We start from the raw sequence: 20,720 nt of genomic DNA, 5'->3' as shown, positions 1-20,720 counted from the left end.
ACGCAGATTAGTACTCTCTCTGGAAAGAAAGTTCTTTTCTACAACGGGCAAGCTTCCAGGAAGCTTATCTGAGTATCAGGTTGAAACAAAACTGGCCTGAGCTTCCTGGAAGCTGAGTGCAAGGAAATTTATTTTCCAGAGTAATGAGAGACCGTATCTCTGTGTAATCTGCGGAATCTGCGGATAGATCTCGTTTTTATTTCAAGGCTGATAATAGCCTGCGCTTGTGTTTTATGGCACCAACATCGTTTCGCAGCTCAGCCGGCCGCCCTGAGCATCGCGCAGCACTGCAGCAAAATCAGGGCTGGGCGCGTTTTGCTGCGCCGCCGCCATATCTTCCGCCGCGCCCGCCTGGTTGCCCTGGCGCAGCCGCACCTCGGCGCGCAGCAGGTACAGCAGCGTGAAGGAAGGATCGGCAGCGAGCGCATTGCTGTAGGACTGCTCGGCGTCGGCATATTTCCGTACGTTGCACTGCGCAAGCCCGCGCTGAGCATTCAGGTCGGCAATCATTCCGCCTGCCTGCGCAACAGCTTCGGGCGACGCATTGGCATTGCCTGCCTTCATCAGCAAGGTTAATGCAGCTTCGGTGTACTTCTCCACACTTGGGAAATTGCCAAGCGCAAGATTGCCAGCCGAAGATGTCATAAGCGAAAACAGGTTTTGTTCGCCTTCGGCGGCGAAGAATGCGCGCATCTGCCGGGTTGCCAGGTCGGGGTCTTTGAATTCCTGCTGAACAACAGCGAGCGATTTTCTGGCATCGTCCAGCCGGCCTTCACGCAGGTCGAGAATAATGAGCGACAGGTAGGGATAGCTTGCTTCAGGCCCAAGCCGAACAGCGTTTTCGAGGTCGGCGCGCGCTGCCGGGTAGTTTCGCATGAGCTGGTAGCAAAAGCCGCGGAAAAAGGCTGGGAACCAATCGTTAGGCCGCGCTTTTATTGCGGAACTGAAGAAGGGTATCGCCTGATCGTATTTTCCCACGAGAAAGTACGCAATGCCCTGGAGCATCGGCGCTCCTGCCCATTCGGCAGGCGCGAGGTACATGTTGCGCTGTGCATCTTGCAGGGCCAGATCGAATTGCCCAAGCCGGGCATAGGTCAAACCACGTAAGCCAAGTATCAGCGAGTTGGTTGGGTTGAGCTCTTGTGCCGTGGTGATCTCTTCAAGGGCGCGCGGCGTTTCGGTGTAGTAGAAGCGCAGCGCGCGATAGAGATGCGCCGCAACATTCTTGTTTGCAGGGTTCGGGTCGGGGCTGGCGACCTGCATGCGGTCAAGCAGCACCGCAATCCGCGACATCGCGAAGCCATCGCCCGCCGCGCTTTCCAGCCATTGGTACGCATTCAGCACCTGCGGCGCAACCGATTGCTGGCGCAGGTCGGTGAGGGTCACTTCCAAATTCGCGGTGCGCTCGAGCAGCGCATGATCGAACGCGATGCCCGGCAGCGCCTTCAACGCACCAACGTCAACATGCACAAGCGTGCTGTCTCGATCATAATTTCCCCACACCACAATCAGCGCGCCGTTCGCCTCGGCAGCCGCCTGAGCTTCTTCCACGCTGCGAACGATCGCGGGCGAAAGGCGGATTTGCAGCTTCGCGCTGGGGTTGTCGATTTCGTAGCTGCGCCTCAGGTTTTCGAATACCAAGCGCGTTTTGGTAGCATCGGCCTGCGCTCCATTGATTGGCTCAAGCTGCGCGACGAGCACCATCTGATTGCCGGGAGCGACCGGCGCGACTTTGGCGGTGGCGTCGGGCGTGGGGCTGGCGGCGGGCGCGCTGGCTTGCACAATGGCAGCCGCGCTGGTTGGGTGCATTGTGGGGCTGGCCTGGCCACGCAGCTGCCACACGCCCAGCAAAGCCACTGTAATCACGGCCAGGCCGGCCGCGCCAAGCCACATCCAGCGCCGCAGCGCAGGGTGGCTCGGCAAAGGCGCGGGCCCCCCTGCGGCTGGTGCCGGCGCGGGCGCGCTACTGGCTTTGGGTGCGGCAGCAGGCTTTGCCTCGCCAAGCATGCGCTCAAGCAGCGCGTCGGCAGATACCGCCGGGGCGCGTTCTTGGGGTGTTTGCGCAATCAGCGCGGGCGCGATGGCCTGATTTGCGGCAGTGCTGGAGCGCGAGATCGAGCGCATCAGCGCGCGCACATCTTTATACTCCGGGTCAATCGCGCGCACCTGCCTGAAAGCCTCAAGCGCTTCGGCCCAGCGCATGGCTGCCACATGCTTGCGGCCCTGGTTGTAAAGGATTGCGAGCTTCTGCTGTTTTTGAGCTTCTTGCAGCAGCTCACGGGCGCGGGCGTGGCCCGGTGCCAGCACCAGCAGCGCCTGAAGCTTTTCGGTAGCCACTGCCCAGTGCCCTTGCTGCATGGCGGTTTCGGCTTCGCCAAGCATATTGTCGCTGCGCGAGCGCGGGCGGTGTTCGCCTTGTGCCGCCGTGAAATCAAAAATGCGGCCATCGGGCGAGCGCATATACAGCACTGGTGTGCCCCACTCGGTGCCTGCGCCGCCGGCTAATAGCTCCTTGCGCGCCTCGGCCAAGCCGCCATCGACCGGGTAGCCATCGGCCAGCGCGCCATAGAAGCCTTGCGAGAAGGTGATTGCGGCCTCGTCGGTGACGGGAAACTGCATGGCGATTACCGCCGGGATGCCTTGCTGCACAAGTGATTGCGCCGCGCCGGCAAAGGGGTCGGTGCGGCTGGAACGGCCACCCTCGCAGGCGTTCAGCACCACCAGCCGCAGCGCGCCGTGGTCGTGCAAAATCACGCCGAGGTCGCGGCTGCTCACGCGCGCGCCATAACCTTCGCTATCTTCCATCAGCAGCACACCATCCTGCTGCTGCTCATCGAACGAGCCGTGCCCAACGAAATGCAGAATATGGTAGCGGCCGCGCCGCAGCTGGTGCTGCAATGCCGACAGCGTTGGCGCTTTCAGTCGTTCGAGCTGCACCAGCCCGCGCGTTTGCAGGTCGGCCAGCGCGGTCGAAAGCTTCTGCCACTCGTCTTCGACATTGAGCGGCGGGTAGCCACGCGGGCTAGAAATGATGGCCAGGATGCGCAGCGGCGGCGAGATGGCCAGCGGGCGCACGCGCTCGGGCATTTCGAGGTAGCGCACCAGCGGTGTTTGCGAAGACAGCGCGAGAAAACGGTTGAGCGCGGGGTTGTAGAGGAATTCCCAGGGCAGGTCGGTCAGCTCGGGCGTGCCGGTCAGGCGCAGGCGCACGCGCAGGCCGGCATTCTGGCGCTGGGCCTCGTCGATGCTGCTGCGCAAACACGCGCGCGCCTCGCCGTCGAAAAGCGCGCCAAACAGGCGTGCACCAAAGGTGCGGGCGGCTTCCGCCTCGGGCGATTCGATGCGCCGCACGCCGCGCTGCGGGCGGCCAAAGCGCAGCAGGGCGTTCTCAATCTCTAAATCGGAGAATGGAATAGTAAAAGCCTGGGTGAGCTGGCCAGCCGGCGAGTTAATCACGATCCGATAAGCCGCACCAGCGCGCTCGACGTCGATATCGAAATCGAGATAGCTCAAATCATCCATAGCACAATCACCCACTCAAGAAGCGGCAAGAGGGTAAAAACGGCCTTATTTGATGAAACGTTTGCAGGTTTGCGAGAAGATTTTGGCAGTACGTTAGGAATATACTACGCGAGATAGGTGGGCGTGTATATACGTAATTTGTGCGATATTTGCCGGCTGGAATGCTGCGCGGCGGGGTAGGCCCGGCTTGGGTCGGGTGTTTGGCGAGCCGGCAGCCAGATGTAATTACGTTACCATGTAGTAAACTCCAGCGCAGCAGGGAGCCTTCCGCGCCACAATGTATCCCGTTCGCTGGCGGCGTCATTTCTTGACGTTCTTAACTCGCTTTTCGCTCCAAAACCACTGTCGTCCCCCGTTCACTCCTATGAAGTGATCTTTTCCGAGCCCGGGCAACACCGGCACTCACCTCGCTCGCGCCGACGCGCGGGCAACCCCAATTTCCCATGCTTGATTGAGTGTGGGCTGGTGAAGTGGTGGAGGATGTTGAGGAGCGTTTGGGCATGTTCAATCGCCACCCTTTTAGCCAGGCACGCATCGCCGATGCGCCTGCCGAAGGCTGGGCCGAATATCAGCGTGCGCTTGATCTGATCGCGCAGGCAAGCTGGCCGGGCGCGCTGACTGCGCTGGCTGCCGCCGAAACGCTGTTCCACAGCGCCGACGACGCGCAGGGCCTGTGGCGGGCGCTGCTTGGCCAGGCGCTGCTGCACTGGCACGACGGCGTGGCGGCGCTGGCGCTGGCACGCGCTGCCGCTGCGCTGCGCGCCGCCGAAGACAGCGACGATGGCTTTGCGGTGGGCTGCGTGGCCTGGCAGATTGCCAATATGATGCTGGACGAAGGCGAGTACCGCCGTGCAGCCGAGTACCTCGACCAGGCGCAGCTGGCGCTCGACGCAGTGGGCATGGCTCCGCCCGGCGGCACGCTGGCAGCGGCGGCCCAGCTTTGCAACGAGATTGTGCGCTGGCAGCAGCGCTACGAGCGCCAGCAGATCAGCCGGCGCGACGCCGAGACGGCGATTGCCGAAATTCAGCACGACCTGATGACGCGCCTGAGCCAGGCGGCCGGCTCGCTGCGCATGGTGCCGTTTCTGCCGCAATCGCTCGACGGCAGCGAGCTGCTGGCGCTGCTGCCTGCCGTGCCGGCCGCGCTCGAATTGCCCGATAGCGTCGCGGCACAGGGGAGCTTGCGCGCCTGGCTGCGGCGGCTGTGGCGGCGGCTGGTATATGGCGATGATCTTGCGCATGTCGAGCCGCTCACACACGCCGCCGCGCCAGAAATTTCCGAGGGGCTGGATGTAGTGCGCCGCACTGAGCCGAACGCAAGCATGCTGGCGCGGCCATTTTCTGGCGCAACGGTGGCGCTGGTGGGCGCGCTGCCCGAGGAGGTGCACGCGCCTGCGGCTGCACCAGCCGCCCTGCCCGAATCGCCCATCCCGGCGGTAGCGCCCGATGCACCTGAGCCGCCGCCTTTCGCGACCCTGCTGGAGGTGCCAGCCGCTCCTGAGCAGGAAGTGGTGCAAGCCCCCGCGCCAGCAGCACAGCCCGAGCCTGTGCCCGACCTGCCCGAAACAGCTGAGCCAGAGCCGCCTGCTGCACAGGCACCCGCGCCGCCGTGCTTGCATGTTCAGCTGCTTGGCACCTTTCGCGTGGCGATCAATGGCCATCTGATCGAGAGCTGGCCCAGCGGGCGCGGGCGGGCAGTGTTCAAATACCTGCTGGCGCACCACGACCGCGCCATCCCGCGCGATCTGCTGATGGAAATGTTCTGGCCCGATGCCACCGCCGAGTCAGCGCGCAACAGCCTGAACGTAGCGCTCTACGGCCTGCGGCAGGCGTTCCGCGCCGCCACAGCAGTGAATGTCGTGCAGTTCAGCGACTCGGCCTACCGGCTTGCGCCCGAGCTGCACATAGAATTGGATGTCGACCAGTTTCGGCGCGCGGTGCAGGCTGGCCGCCGCGCGGAAGAAGCGGGCGATGGCGCGGCGGCAATGGCCGCCTACCAGCAGGCTTCTGCCCTGTACAATGGCGACTTCATGGCCGACGACCTGGCCGACGACTGGCCAGTGGTGCGGCGCGAACAGCTGCGCGATGCCTACCTCGACACGCTCGACCGCCTGGGGCAGCTGCATTTTGCGCACGAGCAGTACGAGCGCTGCGTGACGCTGTGCCTCCAGCTGCTCACGCACGACGCCTGCCGCGAAGACGCGCACTGCCGCCTGATGCGCTGCTACAGCCGCCTGGGCCAGCACCACCTGGCGCTGCGACAGTATCAGAGCTGCGCGGAAGCCCTCCAGAAAGAGCTGGGCGTCGAGCCCGACGACGCAACCCGCCAGCTCTGCGAACGCGTGCGCCGGCGCGACTCGGTCTGAATTTCCTCAGCTTCGCTCTGTGGCACAGCCAGCTTGCGCTGTGCTTTTTTGCTTCCCATTTATCCCTGTAGCAGTTTGCAGTGGGCAGGATGCAGAAAGCAGTTTTATTTTCTGCGCTACGCAGGGAAAAACTGCACCCAGACGATCTGCGTACTTTTGGCCTTGAAACGAAGCACAAACGCTATAGATTGGGATATATTAAGCTGGGAAACATCACATTCATTTGTGTATTTCAAGTAAAAACCAGAAAATGTGCAAATTAACCGAAATTCAGTGCAAAATTCGCCGAAATTAACTTGATCCACAGCGCCAATTAATTCGTGAGTGCTACAGTAGCGCCGTGCCGATGAACGAGCGGGCCCCTCCAAGACATCGGCACACGGTCGCAGCACACCAAGCGCCGCGACCAAAATGAAACATCTGTATAGCGTTTTGAGGAGGAAAAGACAATGGCTGCTGGTAGTTTTGAAGTTTCTGGCTCGCCGCATTTGCTGACGGGCACCATCGCCGCCGACGTGTACGAGCTGGGTGGCGTCGCCCCGACCAACATCATCCGCATCGACGAGACGTGGAAGGTGAGCATCGATTGGGAGCTGATTGGCTCGCTGAAGTCGATGGTGTGTGGTACCTGGTGCCTCCACCTCCACCTGGAGTCGATTGGCAAGGGCGAAGAGCTCGACCTGTTCGAGGGCAACCGCGAAGTGCACATCAAGCTGGATCCGTGCGGCAACGGCAAGTATCACTACGACTTCAAGGTTCCGGCCGGCACCGTCCAGCCCGAGCACTGCTCGACGCCCTACAAGCTGGTGACGACGCTGACCTACCTGAACGAGTGCGGCCGCCCCGGCCCGATGGCTGGCTTCGTCGAGGGTCAGATCCTGCAGTTCTACGATCCCGGCACCACAACGCCGTAGTCGCAGCACCGCAACCTGGGCGAACATGCAAGCGGATGGTGGGTTTGCCCGCCATCCGCTTGTGTTTGCCAGACGTTCCGCGAATCTGGTAACGCGCAGAAGCATTGTGCCACAGAGGACACGGAGAACACCGAGTTTGAGATCGATGCTCAGTGGTCTCTGCGCACTCTGTGGCTTAACCATGTTGCTCTCTGCCATAGAGGAGGATGCAATGAGTGAGCTTGTAGCGCCGGCTGCGGCACAGCCCGCCGGTGCCGATTTTCGGGTATTGCGCGGAGTTGGCCCGGCGGTCGAGCGGCGGCTGCACGAGGCTGGGATTGTGAGCTACGAGCAGCTTGCCGCGCGTTCGCCCGCCGAGCTGGCCGAAATTCTGGCCGGTCTGGTTGGCATGACGCCCGAGCGCATTCGCCAGCACGATTGGGCCGGCCAGTGCGCGCGGCTGGCAGCCCAGCCCGTCGACGGAGCGGCAGCCACGCCGCGCATGCGCTACGCGACCTTCACCGTCGAGCTGCTGCTGGACGAAGCGCAGCATGCGCGGCGCACCCGCGTCACACACGTTCAGTCGGGCAGCGAGCAAAGCTGGGCCGGCTGGGATTCTGCCCGCCTCGCCGAGCTAATTGCCGAGGTGGCGGGCCTGCAGGCCGAAGCGCCGGCGCCTGCGCCCGCCATTCCCGAGCCTGCCGCCCCAGCGCCGGTGGTTGTGCTGGCTGCCCCAATTGCCGAAACCGCTGCCCAGCCGACGCTTGTTTTTCCGCCGAATGTAGCTGCGCCGCCCGCGCCAATGCTGCGCCTGGGGCGGCTCGAGTTTTTGCCACGCAGCGCTGGTGACACCGGGCGGCTGCTGCGCCACGACACGCCCTTCGACGTTGGGCTAACGCTGGAGCTTGGCGCAGATGGCGCAGAGCTTGCCTACCAGGCACTGGTGTATGCCCGCAACCTGAGCCAGAGCGCCAGCACGATTGTGGCGCAGGCGCAGGGGCAGCTCACGGCGGCCAGCAGCGCATCGCTGCTGCTGGAAGGCGCACCACTGCCGCCAGGCGTGTACCGCACCGAGGCGATGGTGGTGGTGAGCGTGCCAGGCGCATCGGGGCAGGTGGCGCGGCGCAGCGCAATGCTGGAAGGCGGGCTGGTGCAGGTGTATTAAGTGCTGAGTGTTGAATGTTGGGTGCTGAGTATTGCCACTTGCGGCGCAAACGAATGCCGCGCTGTAGTAGAGAAAATTTTTATTACTTCACATGCCACGCTAAGAAAAAGCAAAACATGCCTCCCACAGAGAACACGGAGACCGCCGATTGTATTATCTCACTCAGTACTTCGTAAACTAAATTTCCTTGCATTCTTCCGGCAGTCTTGGTAGACTGACCGTATGAAAAAACAGCACCTGACACTCACTGATGACGACCGCTCAACACTCGAAACGCTATTGTCGAAAGGCAGCTTGAGCGCTCGCACGTTCAAACGTGCCACTGCCTTGCTTGAACTTGATCGTGGTAAAACGCTTCAAGATGCCGCGTCCACGCTCGGTGTGACCTACAACGCAGTGGCTGCCTGGCGTGACGGCTACAAAACCTCTGGCTTACGCTGCCTTGACGACGCGCCTCGCTCTGGTCGTCCGACCTTGATCGATGGCGCGCAGCGTGCCAAAATCACCGCGCTCGCCTGTAGCGATGCGCCAGCGGGTCATGCTCGCTGGTCGTTGCGTCTGCTCGCCGAAAAGGTGGTTGAAGCCGGGCTGTGCGAGCAGATTTCGCATACCTTTGTTGCTGATGTCCTAAAAAAAACGAACTAAAACCGCATCTTAAAGACACCTGGTGCATTGGTCGTATTGACGCTGCCTTTTTGGCGCATCTCGAACAGATCCTGGCGCTGTATGCGCTGCCCTATGATCCCGCCTATCCCGTGGTGTGCTTTGATGAACGACCGTGCTTTTTGATTGGCGAGATCTTGCTGCCGCGACCGATGCGCAAAGGCGAGATTGAGAAACAACACTATGAATACGAAAAGCTTGGCTCGTGTGCGCTGCTTGCGGCGATCGAGCCGCTGACGGGACGACGGCTTGGGCAGGTCTCTGAGCGGCGCACCAAGCGCGAGTTCATGCAGTTTTGTCAGCAGATCGCGGCTGCCTATCCGCAAGCCAAGCGCATCCGATTGGTTCTCGACAATCTCAACACCCACAATGCCTCGTCGTTCTATGAACACTTGAGTGCCGAGGAAGCGTTTGCGCTCACTGAGCGCTTCGAGTTCACCTATACACCCAAAGGGGCCAGTTGGTTAAACATGATCGAGTGCGAGTTTTCAGCAATCTCGCGCCAATGCCTGGCTCGACGGATCGCGACAATTGAAGTCCTGCGCAGCGAAGTGCTCGCCTTACTTGACGAACGCAGTACCAAGGGTATCAAGATCCACTGGCAGTTCGGCATCCAAGCGGCACGTGCCAAATTCAATCGGCACTATACTCGTATCAATTCCCTAAATCAGAAATACAAGGAAACTTAGTTGACAGAGTACTCAGTACTTTGGAAAATAAGTTATTTCATACAACGGGCAAGCTTCCAGGAAGCTCATCTGGCTACCAGATTGAAGCAAAACTGGCTTTAGCTTCCTGGAAGCTGAGTACAAGGAAACTTAGTTGACAGAGTACTCAGTGACCTCTGTGTGCTCTGTGGCTCGGTCGTTTACCCCAAGTGCAAACAAAGGCAGAATAATAAAAGGCTCTGCCTGGCACACGCGTGCCGTGCAGAGCCTTTTGAAAATTTGTGCTCGTTTTGGTCTAGAGTTCGGTGCTGTCCAGCCAGTCGCGCCAGGGCTGCAGCGCGCTCGAATCGGGCGCATCGTCCTGCTCATGTGCCTCGAACGAAGGCTGGAGCTGGGCAGCTTCAGTGCTTGGGAACGGCTCAGCTGGCGCACTGTCGTCGTAGTTGCCCAGGCGCAGCATTTCGCCCTTGCTGCCGCTGTGCATCGCGTACTCGTCCCCCGGTTCGAGCACCAGCTTGGCGTATTTGGGGAACCAGCGCATCAGAAAGCGCCGGCTGCAGGTTGGGCAATACCACTCTTCTTCGCCGCTAGAGAGCGTGCGCGTTAGCTGCATTTCGTGCCGTTCTGGCTCGTTCATTGCTTGCTCCTTGCGTATCCATCAGCCACAGCTGCGTGATTATAGCACGGGTGCGCTTTTTGGCAGCCGCCAGCTTTGTAGCGAAATCTGTGCCATGCAGGTGCGAGCCTTTAGGAAAGGGCTTTGCGAAAGCGCACGCGGTGCTCGCCCGGGCCGTCGGCGTCGCGCGCCACCGCCATGCCATTGACTTCGCCATCGCCCGGCTCGATCGCAAAGCCCATGCGTGTGTGAAAGGCGATTGATGCCGTGTTGACGGGCGATGTAATGCAGCGCACCGCTTCCACGCCCCGCGCGCGAACTATTTCGAAGAAGCGCTCGTACAATTCGCGCCCAACGCCCTGCGCGCGATAGGCCGGGTGGACGCCCACAAAATGAATATAGGCTTCCTGCGGGTCGGTCTGCGAGATAAAGCCCACCAGAAAGGCGATGATCTGCCCGCCATCTTCGATCACAAAGCTGGTTGGCCGGAAGTGTTCGAAGAACAGGTGCGGCAGCAGGCCGGCCATCGAGCGCCCACCCCACCAGTCGTTCACCACCGCCGTGATTGGCGCGTGGTCGTGCGCTTCCAGGTGCCGAAATTCCATGCTACTCCTTCGCATCCGCATCGATAACATGCCCCTCGGCGGCGCGCACCAGCCGATCCCAGATCGCCAGCCCCAGCCCGGCGCGCTCGACGCCGCGCGCAAGAATGAGATCAACGCCCTGCGCGTCGAGCGTGCGCATGCCGGCAAAGATCTGCCGCGCAATCTGCGGGAGATCATCCTGCGAGCCAAGCGCGACGAATGCGCCCAGGCCGGCCAGCGCTGCGGCATCTTCATCCGGTGCAAGCACGCCCACATGGCGGCCTTTCGCCTGCGCGGTGTGGGCAGCTTCAACCAGCCGCGCCAGCGCGCGCTCGGGCGTACCAACAAACAAACGCAGCTCGGCGTGCGGCGAATAGTGCTTCAGCAGCATGCCCGGCGCGGCCTGCGCTTCGGCGGTGTGCGTTTCGACATAGCGCGGCGTGAAGGTCAGGCCGGGCAGCAAGCCGCGCAGCGCCTCGAGCGGCGCGCCGCCCGGGCGCAGCAGCTGCGGCGGCGATTGCGTCAAGTCGAGCACAGTCGATTCCAGGCCGATCTGTGTCGCGCCGCCGTCCAGCAGCATCGCAATGCGCCCGTTCAGGTCTTCAAGCACGTGCGCCGCCTGCGTGGGGCTGGGTCGCGTGAACATATTCGCGCTTGGCGCGGCAATTGGCACGCCTGCGGCGGCGCACAATGCCCGCGCGACCGGGTGGGCGGGCATGCGCACGGCCACAGTGTCGCGCCCGGCCGAGACATTCGGTGGCACGATTGGCTGGCGGCGCAGCACCAGGGTGAGCGGGCCGGGCCAGAAGGCTTCTGCCAGCTCGCGCGCAAGTGCGGGAACGTCTGTTGCGACTTCGTCCAGTTGCTCCAGCGCGGCAATGTGCACAATCAGCGGGTCGGCGGCAGGGCGCTGCTTGGCCGCAAAGATCTTCGCGACCGCGCCCGCGTCGAGCGCATTTGCGCCCAGGCCGTAGACCGTCTCGGTTGGGAAGGCCACCAGCTCGCCGCGCCGAATTGCTTCGGCAGCGCGCGCGATCACTGCCGCTTCGGGGCGCTTGGCATCGACTGGCAGAACAATTGTGTCGTAGGAATTGCTCAATTCATGCTCTTTTTAAGCGACGAACGACGAAAGACGAAGGACGAAAAAGCGATCAGAAGAATGAATTGCAAAGGGCGCAAAGGGCGCGAAGGGTTGATGAATGGCGATTTGCGATTGTGACGACCGACGACGGACAACCGACGACTGTTTGCGTCCTGAGTAGCACGAAGTGCGTATCGAAGAGCGCGAAAGTTTGACGACCGACGACGAGTCTTTTCACCGTAAAGAGCGCAAAGGGCCTATGACGAAAGAAAAGAATTGCTTTATTACAGTGTGCTCAGTGGTTGGTGGTTAGTTGTCATTCGTCCATCGTCCTCGGTCCTTCGTCAGTGGTCCGTGGTCCGTGGCCGTGCGTATGCGATACGCTTGTACGGCGTCCTTCGGCAAAATCACTCCGCCCCCTGATAGCGCCGCAGGTCGGCATAGCGCCACGCCACCCAGCCAACCATTGCCACGCACAGCGCGCCGCCAAGCAGCACCGCCGCCGGCCCGCCCATCAGGCTTGCCGCTACGCCCGACTCTAATTCACCAATCTGCGGCCCGCCCGCAAAGAAGATCATATTCACGGCTGTCATGCGCCCGCGCAGCTCATCGGGCGTCATCAGCTGGCGGATGGTCTGGCGGATCACCATGCTCACGGTGTCGGATGCGCCGGTGCCGGCCAGCGCAAGCAGCGTGAGCGGCAGCCATGTCGAAATGCCAAAAATCGCTGTGCACAGTCCAAACACAGCGATCGCCCACAGCAGCACCGGCCCCTGGCGCTTAATTTTCACTGAAGTTAATGCCGCTGCTGCAAGAAACGCGCCTGCCGACGGCGCGGCGTACATCCAGCCCAGCTCGACCGCGCCGACATGCAGAACCTGATCGGCAAACAATGGCAGCAGCGTCATCGCCGCGCCAAAGAAGGTCGCAAAGAAGTCGAGCAGCATGGTCGATGCGATCAGCGGGCTGCCGAGCACAAAGCGCAGGCCATCAAAGGCCGCGCTCAGCGTCACTGGCTGTGCTGGGCGCGGTGGCACGCGCAAACGCATCATCAGCACGGCGATCACCACTGCGACAAACGAGGCCGCGTCGATCCAGTAGACTGGCGCAACGCCGCGCCAGGCGATCAGAATGCCGGCCAGCGTTGGCCCGACGATGGTGGCGAGCTGCCACGCAATGATGTTCAGGCTGAGCGCGTTTGGCAGGATGTTGGCCGGCACCAGCGCAGGCACCAGCGCCTGGCGCGCGGGCATTTCGAATGCGCCGACAATGGCGGCCAGCACAACCATTGCGTACACAAGCAACAGCGAAGGGTTGGCAAACTCACTGGCGACGGCCAGCACCGCCGAGGAGATCAGTGCGCCGATGGTGGTGACAAGCAGGATCATCCGGCGGTCGGCGCGGTCGGCCACAAGCCCGCTGAGCAGCGCTGTCAGCACCAGCGGCACCGCGCGCGCCAGACCGATCAGGCCAAGCGCCAGCGCAGGGTCGACTGGCCCGCCGCGTTTGGCGAGCTCGTAGACTTGAACATTCACCGCGACGATCCGCATCTGCGAGCCGGCGGTGGAAACAAGCTGCCCAAACCAGAGCAATCGGAAGTCGCGATGCCGCAGCGCCTCAAGCGCGGCGAACCGGCCCGGCGCAGCGCCGGTGGACGGGGATGTGGTACTCATTGCCTGCCAAACTCCATAGGACGATTGAGCCGGACGGTATGATACCACCGCTGGCGGGTTGCACGTTCACAGGTTGTAAGGTTGCATGTTTGCAGATTGCAGATTATGCGACGAATGACGACCGACGACGGACGAACGACGACCAGAAGTATGAACCGCAAAGAGCGCCAAGGACGCAAAGATTTGGGATGTACGATTGGCGATTACGCTAAAATTCGTAACTATCATCTTGTCACGCTTTCACCCTTTCACCTCTTCACACTGCCAACTCAACATTCAGCACTCAACATTCAACCTTTAAACCTGCAAACCTGTGAACTCGCTCCTCAGTGCTATAATAGGCCGCATCGCAACGAACGAGGGCTGCATGTACCATCCCACCACGCGCGTGCTCACGGTGCTTGAGCTGCTGCAAACCTATGGGCGCATGAATGGCCCCGACCTTGCGGCGCGCCTGGAAGTGAATGTGCGCACGATTCGCCACTACATCACGCTGCTGCAAGACCTTGGCATTCCCATCGAAGCCGAGCGCGGGCGCGGCGGCGCGTACCGATTGCGTCCCGGCTTCAAGCTGCCCCCGCTCATGTTTACCGACGACGAGGCGGTGGCGCTGACACTCGGCCTGCTTGCTGCGCGCCGCCTGGGCATCACTGCTGCCGCGCCCGCCACCGAAGGCGCATTGGCAAAAGTTGAGCGTGTGCTGCCCGATGCGACGCGCGAGCGCGTGCAGGCAATTCAGCAGACGCTGCGCCTTGAGATGCCGATGCTGCGCGTTTCGCCCGACAATGCCGTGGTGGTGACGTTCAGCACCGCTGTGCAGCAGTCGCGGCGCGTGCAGTTTGCGTACCGCTCGTGGCGCGGCGAGCTGACCGAGCGCGCAATCGATCCCTACGGCATCGTGTTCTACGATGGGCGCTGGTACACTGCCGGCTACTGCCACCTGCGCCACGATCTGCGCGCCTTTCGGCTTGATCGCGTGCAGGAAGGGGCACAGCTGGCCGACGCAACATTTGCCCGCCCGCCCAATTTCGATATTCTTTCCTTTGTCATTCATTCGATCGCCACCACGCCCGGCGCATGGGCAGTGGAGGTATTGCTGCGCACCGACATGGAGTATGCGCAGCGCCATATTGAAGAAACGTTTGCCACGCTTGAGGCCGTGCCCGAAGGCGTAGTGATGCGCTGCAACGTCCAGCATCTCGATTGGGTCGCGCATATTGTGCTGGGGCTGAACTGCGACCTCGTGGTGCGCCAGCCGGCCGAGCTGCGCGACGAGCTGCGGGCGCTGGCGGCGCGTGCTGCTGCGCTAGCCGAGACGCAGGAATGCCCGGAAGAAACACTCAGGGCTCGTGTAATGTCCATGGACGCATCCTGAGTAGACCGAGAGGTCGTATCGAAGGGTGCGTCCAGACCTGTTCGCACCCTTCGATACACGCTTCGCGTTACTCGGGATGCTCACTCTTTTGACTTTGCACTGGCGTGCAACATCGATTTTTGGTTAAGCGCCAGAAAGTTGTGTAAGTTCAGCAACATTCTCGCCAAAGCGCAGTATACTACAGGGCGCGGTTTCTTTTAGCAACAGAAGGTACTTCCCATGCTGGACTTCACCCAGGTTCGCTCACGCGAACAAACCATGCAGCAGCTTGCCGACACGCTCACCATCGACGATCTGCGGCGGCTGACGAACGAGATGATTGACACGATGCTGGGCTATATTGCCGACTCGGCCGACGAGGATGTGCAGGCGCCGGTGACCGATCCCGAGGCCAACGACACCTTCGCCAGCAACCCCGACGAGGTTGGCCTTTCGTGGACGCTGGGCCATGTGATTGTGCACGCCACCGCGTCGGCCGAAGAGTCGGCGGCGCTGGCTTCCGAGCTGGCGCGCGGCGTGGAGTTCCACGGGCGCTCGCGCAGCGAGGTGCCGTGGGAGGTGGTGACGACGGTGGCGGAGTGCCGCGCGCGCCTGGAAGAAAGCCGCCGCATGCGCCTCGCCAGCCTCGACACCTGGCCCGACAAGCCCGCGCTCGACAATCGCTACGAGCCGTATGCCGGGCGTGGCACCTACAACGCTGTGGCGCGCTTTATTGGCGGCCTTTCGCACGACGACGCGCACCTTGCGCAGATCGAGCGGGTGGCGCGCGAGGCGCGGGCGCTGCGCGGGTAAAGCTAAAGCGTTCTGAATAGGCTTGCGGAGAGCGTTTACCACCAAGGCACCAAGACACGAAGAATTGCATTAGATCTTGGTGTCTTGGTGTCTTGGTGTCTTGGTGGTTATTTCCGTTTTGTAATTGAAGGACATCGCAATGCCGCGCTATTTCATTGGGATTGACGTGAGCACAACCGCCTCGAAGGCGCTGGTGATTGACGAGAACGGCACGGTTGTCGCGTCGCACGGCGAGCCGCACGAACTCTCAACGCCGCGCCCGCTCTGGTCGGAACAGGACCCGCGCCAGTGGTGGGCAGCTACCTGTGCCAGCCTGCGCGCGGTGCTTCAGGAAGTGAGCGCCGACGACGTGGCGGCGGTGGGCCTGACCGGGCAGATGCACGGCCTGACGATGCTCGACGCGAACAATGAGATCGTGCGCCCGGCGATCCTGTGGAATGATCAGCGCACCGGCGCGGAGTGCGCGGCGATTACCGAGCGCGTTGGCGCGCAGTGGCTGTACGATCAGATCGGCAGTGTGATGCTGCCGGGCTTCACCGCGCCCAAGATCGTGTGGGTGCGCGAGCACGAGCCCGAGGCTTTTGCGCGCACTGCGCACATTTTGCTGCCCAAAGACTATGTGCGCTTGCTGCTGACCGGCGCGTATGTCACCGATGTCTCGGATGGGTCGGGTATTGCGCTGATGGACGTGCGCCGCCGCGCGTGGTCGGATGAATTGCTGGCCGCGCTGGATATTCCGCGCGCGCTTTTGCCCGATCTGTGCGAAGGCCCCGAGGTATGCGCGCACGTGAGCGCGGCTGGCGCGGCCGCAACGGGCCTGCGCGCGGGCACGCCGGTTGTCGGCGGCGCGGGCGACCAGCCTGCGACCGCGATTGGCAGCGGTATTTTGCAGCGCGGGCAAACCAGCATCACGGTTGGCACGTCTGGCGTGGTGTTTACTGCGAACGATCAGTATCAGCCCGAACCCGATGGCCGCCTGCACACCTTCTGCCATGCCGTGCCGGGCCAGTGGTTCCACATGGGCGTGATGCTGAGCGCGGCGGGCGGCATGCGCTGGCTGCATGACGCAGTTGCGGCCGGCAGCAGCTACGATGATCTCAGCGCGCTGGCTGGCGCGGTGCCGCGTGGCGCGGATGGGCTGGTGTTTGTGCCCTACCTCACCGGCGAACGCCACCCGCACCCCGACCCACTGGCGCGTGGGGCGTTTGTTGGCCTGACTCTGCGTAGTAATATGGGCCAACTGGCGCGCGCCGTGATGGAAGGTGTGGCCTTTGGCCTGCGCGACAACCTGGAATTGTTGCGTGGCCTGGGCGTTGTGCCCCCCACAGCGGCAGTAAGCGGCGGCGCGTCGAAAAGCCCGGTCTGGCGGCAGATTTTGACCGATATTGTTGGCATTCCACTCTACACCATCAACAGCAGCGAAGGCGCTGCGCTTGGCGCGGCCATTCTCGCGGCGGTGGGCGCGGGCGCATGGCCCGATGTGGCAAGCGCATGCAACGACCTGATCCGCCAGGAAGACATCAGCACGCCCGCGCCCGCCGCCGTGGCCGACTATGAGCGGCTCTACCCGGTGTATCGCGGCATGTACCCGGCGCTGCGCGATGCGTTTGCGGCGCTGGCCGCGTTCGAGGGGTAATCGAACTGCGCGTTTGGCGTGCGGATTTTATAGCAGTTTGCAGTCGGCAGGAGGCGGTTGCATTTTCCGCACTCTAACATGCTTCTTGCCAGCGTATGAGTGTTCAATTGTTCTGCAAAAGGCTATAGCATAGGTACACTTCCACCCTGCCGAAGTGCGACGTCGTGCAATTTGCCTGCGGCAGCATGGTAGAAACAATTTTTTCTGTGTGCACTTTTTTCGTGCAAGCACGAAAAAAGTGCACACAAAGAAACAACGAGCACTGCTTCTGCTGATAGGTGAAACAAGCATAAAACAAGGACGAAAGATGAAAGACGAATGCTCACACCTTCGTCGTTCGTCTTTCGTCCTTCGTCTTTTATTCCCCTTCTTTCGTCGTTTGTCCGTTTGCTACAGGGAGGCACCCCAATGCGCTACATGATTCGGCGGATCTCGGTAACATCGGCGCTGCGCAATGCGCTTCTGCTTGGCTGGCTGGTGGCCTTGCTGCCGGCGCTGTGCCTTGCAGGCGTGGCGGTGCAGGTCTTGCGCCGCGTCAGCGCCGCGCTCGGGCAGATCCAGGCGTTTAATATCGAGGTGCTCGGCCAGCGCATCGCCACGATTGATCTTGTATCGCTGCTGGGGTTGAGCAGCGCCGCGCAAACCACTGCGCAGCTTTCCAGCCGGCTTGGCATAACGTTTGTGATCTTCGCGCTGGTGCTGACGCTGGCGGGCGCGGTTGTGCTGGCGGGCGCGGCGCTGCTGGTGACGGTGGGCTACAACCTGATGGCCGGGCTGGTTGGCGGCATCGAGGTCGATCTGCGCGAGCGCCGCTAGGGCGCTGCCGCCCTCTCAGGCGCTTCACCGATGCCGCAGACATACAGCCGGCTGTTGATCCCTGTGTCAGGCGAGTTGATCCGTGCGTCAGTTGAGTTGATCCGTGCGTCAGGCGAGTTGATCCGTGCGTCAGTTGAGTTGATACTGCTCTGATAGCTACAAAGACTCGAAGGCTCAAAGCTCTTCGCGCCTTCGTGCCTTTGTGGTAAACGCTCCGGCTGCTTCGTGTGAAAGGTAGTGCACGTGGGATCGTACACGCAGGGCAAAAATCACCGTCGCGCTCGTTTTATTGTATGGAGAACAATAGATGAGATGAGCCACAGCGTTCGGTTTTCTGCTCAGTGATCTCTGTGCGCTCTGTGGCCCAATCGGTTTGCCCTGAGTTCTGTGGCATATCGAACAGGAATGCGAGTGTGTATGATCTACCGTATTTTGTGCAATTCTGCCAGCGACCTGCGCGAAGGCCCCGATGGCACATATACGGCCATGCCAGGCGGTCGCCTCATGGGCGCATTCATGGCCGGCATCTCAGGCTTCGATGTTCCAATGCCCTGGTTCGAGAATCCGCGCGCCCGGTTTTATTTCACTGAAGCTGGCTGGAAGCAGGTTGGCAGGGTTGTGGCAGCGAACGCCCGCCGCGAAGGGCGCGTGGTCAAAGTCATTCGCCAGAAGAACCCGCACAAGTCGCAGGTTGTGTATCGCGATGATCTGCAGGTGGCGATTGTGCCGCGCAAAGAAACCAGGAAGCGATAAGTGATAGCCACAGAGCGCACGGAGAGCACCGAGAATTAGACTTCGCTCAGTGCTCTCTGTGGCCCAAAGCTCCCCTACAAATCCCACTCGCGAAGCTCTTTGTGCTCCTCCATATACATCCAGCCGCTCATGTCGGGCGGTTCCATCCCCAGCTGCGTGATGATTGCCGCAATCTGGGTGCGATGCTCGGTCGAGTGGGTCAGCGACTGCATGAGCAGGCTCGCCAGCGGGTACTCAATTGCGGATTTGTCGTCGCTTTCTTTCACCAGCGTGTCGCTGCGGGTGGCGAGCGCAAGTTGCAGCAGCTCATCGCTGGCCCAGCGCGCCACATCTTTCAGCTGATCGAAGTGTAGTGCTTGCCCCCGCACAAGCGGCTGCGGTGGTGTTTTGCCATTGGTGCGCTCGACATAGCCCTGCTCAGCGCGAAGAATATGAATCAGCGTTTCGTGGATGGTGCCGAAGCCGCCAACCGCATTGGTGCCAAGCTGTTCAGCACTGAGCTTCTCGCAGAAATCGAGCAGTTTCACGTTCGCCCAGGCATTGTGCGCAAATAGCGTTGCCAGCACGCTCGCATCGCCGGCTGTGTTCTCAGTCATTCTTGTGCTCCATTCTCTATTCCTTGCAAGGCTGGCTATGGCCTCGCCCCGAGCGAGTATACGCGCATGTGTGCTGATGTGTAAAGACGCGCGATCTGATAGTTCCCTGTCAATACACAGATACAGGGGGAAACCAAACCACGAAGACACGAAGGCACGAAGGTGGGTAAGAAATACGGGACGCGGAGACTGCGGAGAACGCGGAGAGGGAGAACCGAACCACGAAGACACGAAGGCACGAAGGTGGGTAAGAAATATGGGACGCGGAGACTGCGGAGAACGCGGAGAGGGAGAACCGAACCACGAAGGCACAAAGGCACGAAGATGCGAATAATTAAACTCCGTGCCTCCGTGTCTCAGTGGTGAAATCAACATCGAGCTGGCGACCTGTACGCTTGTGCAGGGCGGTAATTGATCGAGTGGCGGGCGCGCTGGCGTGACGAGTACACTATGATGCTTGTTGCGCAGAACAAGGGTGAAACAATTCAGTACTTTGGAAAATAAGTTATTTCATACAACGGGCAAGCTTCCAGGAAGCTCATCTGGCCACCAGATTGAAGCAAAACTGGCTTTAGCTTCCTGGAAGCTGAGTACAAGGAAACTTAGTTGACAGAGTATTCAGTATTCTGGAAAATAAATTTCCTTGCACTCAGCTTCCAGGAAGCTCAAGACAGTTTTGCTTGAACCTGATACTCAGATGAACTTCCTGGAAGCTTGCTCGTTGTAGAAAAGAACTTTCCTTCCAGAGTATTCAGCCATATGCCAGCTGAAACAGGGAACTGTGGTGCCTGAATGGTGCAACTGCGTATTCTGTGAAAGTAAGCTGTCATGGGTCGGAGTGAGAGGTACCCTGCACATCGGTATTTTGGGCGCGGGGCGCATGGGGCAGGCCTTGGCGCGCTTGCTGGTTGGCGCGGGCTACTCGGTGCGGCTCGCAAACTCGCGTGGGCCGGCTTCGCTGGCTGATTTTGTTGCCGAGTTGGGGCCACAGGCGGCGGCAAGTACGCCAGCCGAGCTTGTGCGCGGCTCCGACATTGTGATCCTGGCGACGCGCTGGGATCAGGCTCCCGCAGCGCTGGCCGCAGTTGCGCCATGGGACGGTACGATCCTGATCGACACAACCAACAATCGCTTTGGCCCCAACCCCGGCGATGTGTACGACCTGGGCGACCAGACTTCCAGCGAGGTGATTGCCGCAATGGCCCCTGGCGCGCGGGTGGTGAAGGCATTCAATCATCAACCCATTCCCTCACTCAGCACAAACCTTGGCCCCACGCCCGCCACACAAAACGCGCTCTTCCTCGCGGGCGATGACCCTGAGGCGCGCGCAACCGTGGCGCAGCTCATCCGCGCGATTGGCGGCGAACCCTTCGACATGGGCGAGCTACGTGCGGGTGGGCGGCTGTTCGCGACGGGTGGTGGGGCGCTGGCGGGCTTCGGGCGCATGCTCAGCCCCGCCGAGGCGCGTGAGATCATCGCCGCGCAGGGCTAGATTTCCGTAACCACGAAGGCACGAAGACA

The 20,720-nt window shown here is 61.3% G+C and carries 17 protein-coding genes; 11 read left to right on the top strand and 6 right to left on the bottom strand.

The features are described 5' to 3' along the window. Nucleotides 1-231 precede the first annotated feature (231 nt). A complete protein-coding gene (locus M1P90_RS10010) occupies nt 232-3,522 on the bottom strand; it encodes a CHAT domain-containing protein (RefSeq protein ID WP_483702473.1) in 3,291 nt (1,096 codons plus the stop codon). Nucleotides 3,523-4,022: 500 nt separating this feature from the next. Here M1P90_RS10010 and M1P90_RS10005 point away from each other — a divergent pair, with 500 nt between their 5' ends. The 5 genes from M1P90_RS10005 to M1P90_RS09985 all read left to right on the top strand — a co-directional run bounded on the left by M1P90_RS10005 (nt 4,023) and on the right by M1P90_RS09985 (nt 9,298). After that, entirely contained in the window at nt 4,023-5,888 is a 1,866-nt protein-coding gene (locus M1P90_RS10005) for an AfsR/SARP family transcriptional regulator (protein ID WP_483702472.1), read from the top strand. A 449-nt stretch (nt 5,889-6,337) separates the two neighbouring features. Further along, complete coding sequence (locus tag M1P90_RS10000; protein WP_483702471.1) at nt 6,338-6,802, top strand: hypothetical protein; 465 nt, start codon at nt 6,338-6,340, stop codon at nt 6,800-6,802. Nucleotides 6,803-7,013: 211 nt separating this feature from the next. Continuing rightward, on the top strand, nt 7,014-7,946 hold the full coding sequence (locus M1P90_RS09995) for a hypothetical protein (RefSeq protein ID WP_483702470.1): 933 nt from the start codon (nt 7,014-7,016) through the stop codon (nt 7,944-7,946). Nucleotides 7,947-8,168: 222 nt separating this feature from the next. Beyond that, nucleotides 8,169-8,591: a helix-turn-helix domain-containing protein gene (locus tag M1P90_RS09990; protein ID WP_483698560.1), complete on the top strand. Its 423-nt coding sequence runs from the start codon at nt 8,169-8,171 to the stop codon at nt 8,589-8,591. 26 nt (nt 8,592-8,617) lie between these two features. Further along, on the top strand, nt 8,618-9,298 hold the full coding sequence (locus M1P90_RS09985) for an IS630 family transposase (protein WP_483704598.1): 681 nt from the start codon (nt 8,618-8,620) through the stop codon (nt 9,296-9,298). Nucleotides 9,299-9,572: 274 nt separating this feature from the next. Here the strand turns inward: M1P90_RS09985 and M1P90_RS09980 are convergent, their stop codons facing one another. The 4 genes from M1P90_RS09980 to M1P90_RS09965 all read right to left on the bottom strand — a co-directional run bounded on the left by M1P90_RS09980 (nt 9,573) and on the right by M1P90_RS09965 (nt 13,231). After that, nucleotides 9,573-9,914: a hypothetical protein gene (locus M1P90_RS09980; RefSeq protein ID WP_483702469.1), complete on the bottom strand. Its 342-nt coding sequence runs from the start codon at nt 9,912-9,914 to the stop codon at nt 9,573-9,575. 110 nt (nt 9,915-10,024) lie between these two features. Then, on the bottom strand, nt 10,025-10,498 hold the full coding sequence (locus M1P90_RS09975; protein ID WP_483702468.1) for a GNAT family N-acetyltransferase: 474 nt from the start codon (nt 10,496-10,498) through the stop codon (nt 10,025-10,027). 1 nt (nt 10,499) lies between these two features. Further along, nucleotides 10,500-11,576: an L-threonylcarbamoyladenylate synthase gene (locus M1P90_RS09970; protein WP_483702467.1), complete on the bottom strand. Its 1,077-nt coding sequence runs from the start codon at nt 11,574-11,576 to the stop codon at nt 10,500-10,502. Between the two features lie 389 nt (nt 11,577-11,965). Further along, nucleotides 11,966-13,231: an MFS transporter gene (locus M1P90_RS09965; protein WP_483702466.1), complete on the bottom strand. Its 1,266-nt coding sequence runs from the start codon at nt 13,229-13,231 to the stop codon at nt 11,966-11,968. Nucleotides 13,232-13,598: 367 nt separating this feature from the next. On the opposite strand from M1P90_RS09965, the gene M1P90_RS09960 reads away from it, so the two are divergent. The 5 genes from M1P90_RS09960 to M1P90_RS09940 all read left to right on the top strand — a co-directional run bounded on the left by M1P90_RS09960 (nt 13,599) and on the right by M1P90_RS09940 (nt 18,603). Further along, a complete protein-coding gene (locus M1P90_RS09960) occupies nt 13,599-14,606 on the top strand; it encodes a helix-turn-helix transcriptional regulator (protein WP_483702465.1) in 1,008 nt (335 codons plus the stop codon). A gap of 219 nt (nt 14,607-14,825) precedes the next feature. Beyond that, a complete protein-coding gene (locus M1P90_RS09955) occupies nt 14,826-15,398 on the top strand; it encodes a DinB family protein (RefSeq protein WP_483702464.1) in 573 nt (190 codons plus the stop codon). A gap of 139 nt (nt 15,399-15,537) precedes the next feature. Beyond that, nucleotides 15,538-17,034, top strand: coding sequence for a xylulokinase (gene xylB / locus M1P90_RS09950; protein WP_483702463.1), 1,497 nt, complete (start codon nt 15,538-15,540; stop codon nt 17,032-17,034). Between the two features lie 408 nt (nt 17,035-17,442). Further along, entirely contained in the window at nt 17,443-17,850 is a 408-nt protein-coding gene (locus M1P90_RS09945) for a hypothetical protein (protein ID WP_483702462.1), read from the top strand. A 417-nt stretch (nt 17,851-18,267) separates the two neighbouring features. After that, nucleotides 18,268-18,603: a hypothetical protein gene (locus M1P90_RS09940; protein ID WP_483702461.1), complete on the top strand. Its 336-nt coding sequence runs from the start codon at nt 18,268-18,270 to the stop codon at nt 18,601-18,603. Between the two features lie 74 nt (nt 18,604-18,677). Here the strand turns inward: M1P90_RS09940 and M1P90_RS09935 are convergent, their stop codons facing one another. Beyond that, the gene (locus tag M1P90_RS09935; protein ID WP_483702460.1) at nt 18,678-19,199 is read right to left on the bottom strand and encodes a DinB family protein; all 522 of its coding nucleotides are present in this window, start codon (nt 19,197-19,199) and stop codon (nt 18,678-18,680) included. A 781-nt stretch (nt 19,200-19,980) separates the two neighbouring features. On the opposite strand from M1P90_RS09935, the gene M1P90_RS09930 reads away from it, so the two are divergent. Next, nucleotides 19,981-20,691, top strand: coding sequence for an NADPH-dependent F420 reductase (locus tag M1P90_RS09930; protein ID WP_483702459.1), 711 nt, complete (start codon nt 19,981-19,983; stop codon nt 20,689-20,691). The last annotated feature ends 29 nt before the right edge of the window (nt 20,692-20,720 follow it).

This window comes from Kouleothrix sp. 19917 (assembly GCF_057073505.1).
This window is presented reverse-complemented; position numbering and strand designations above follow the sequence as displayed.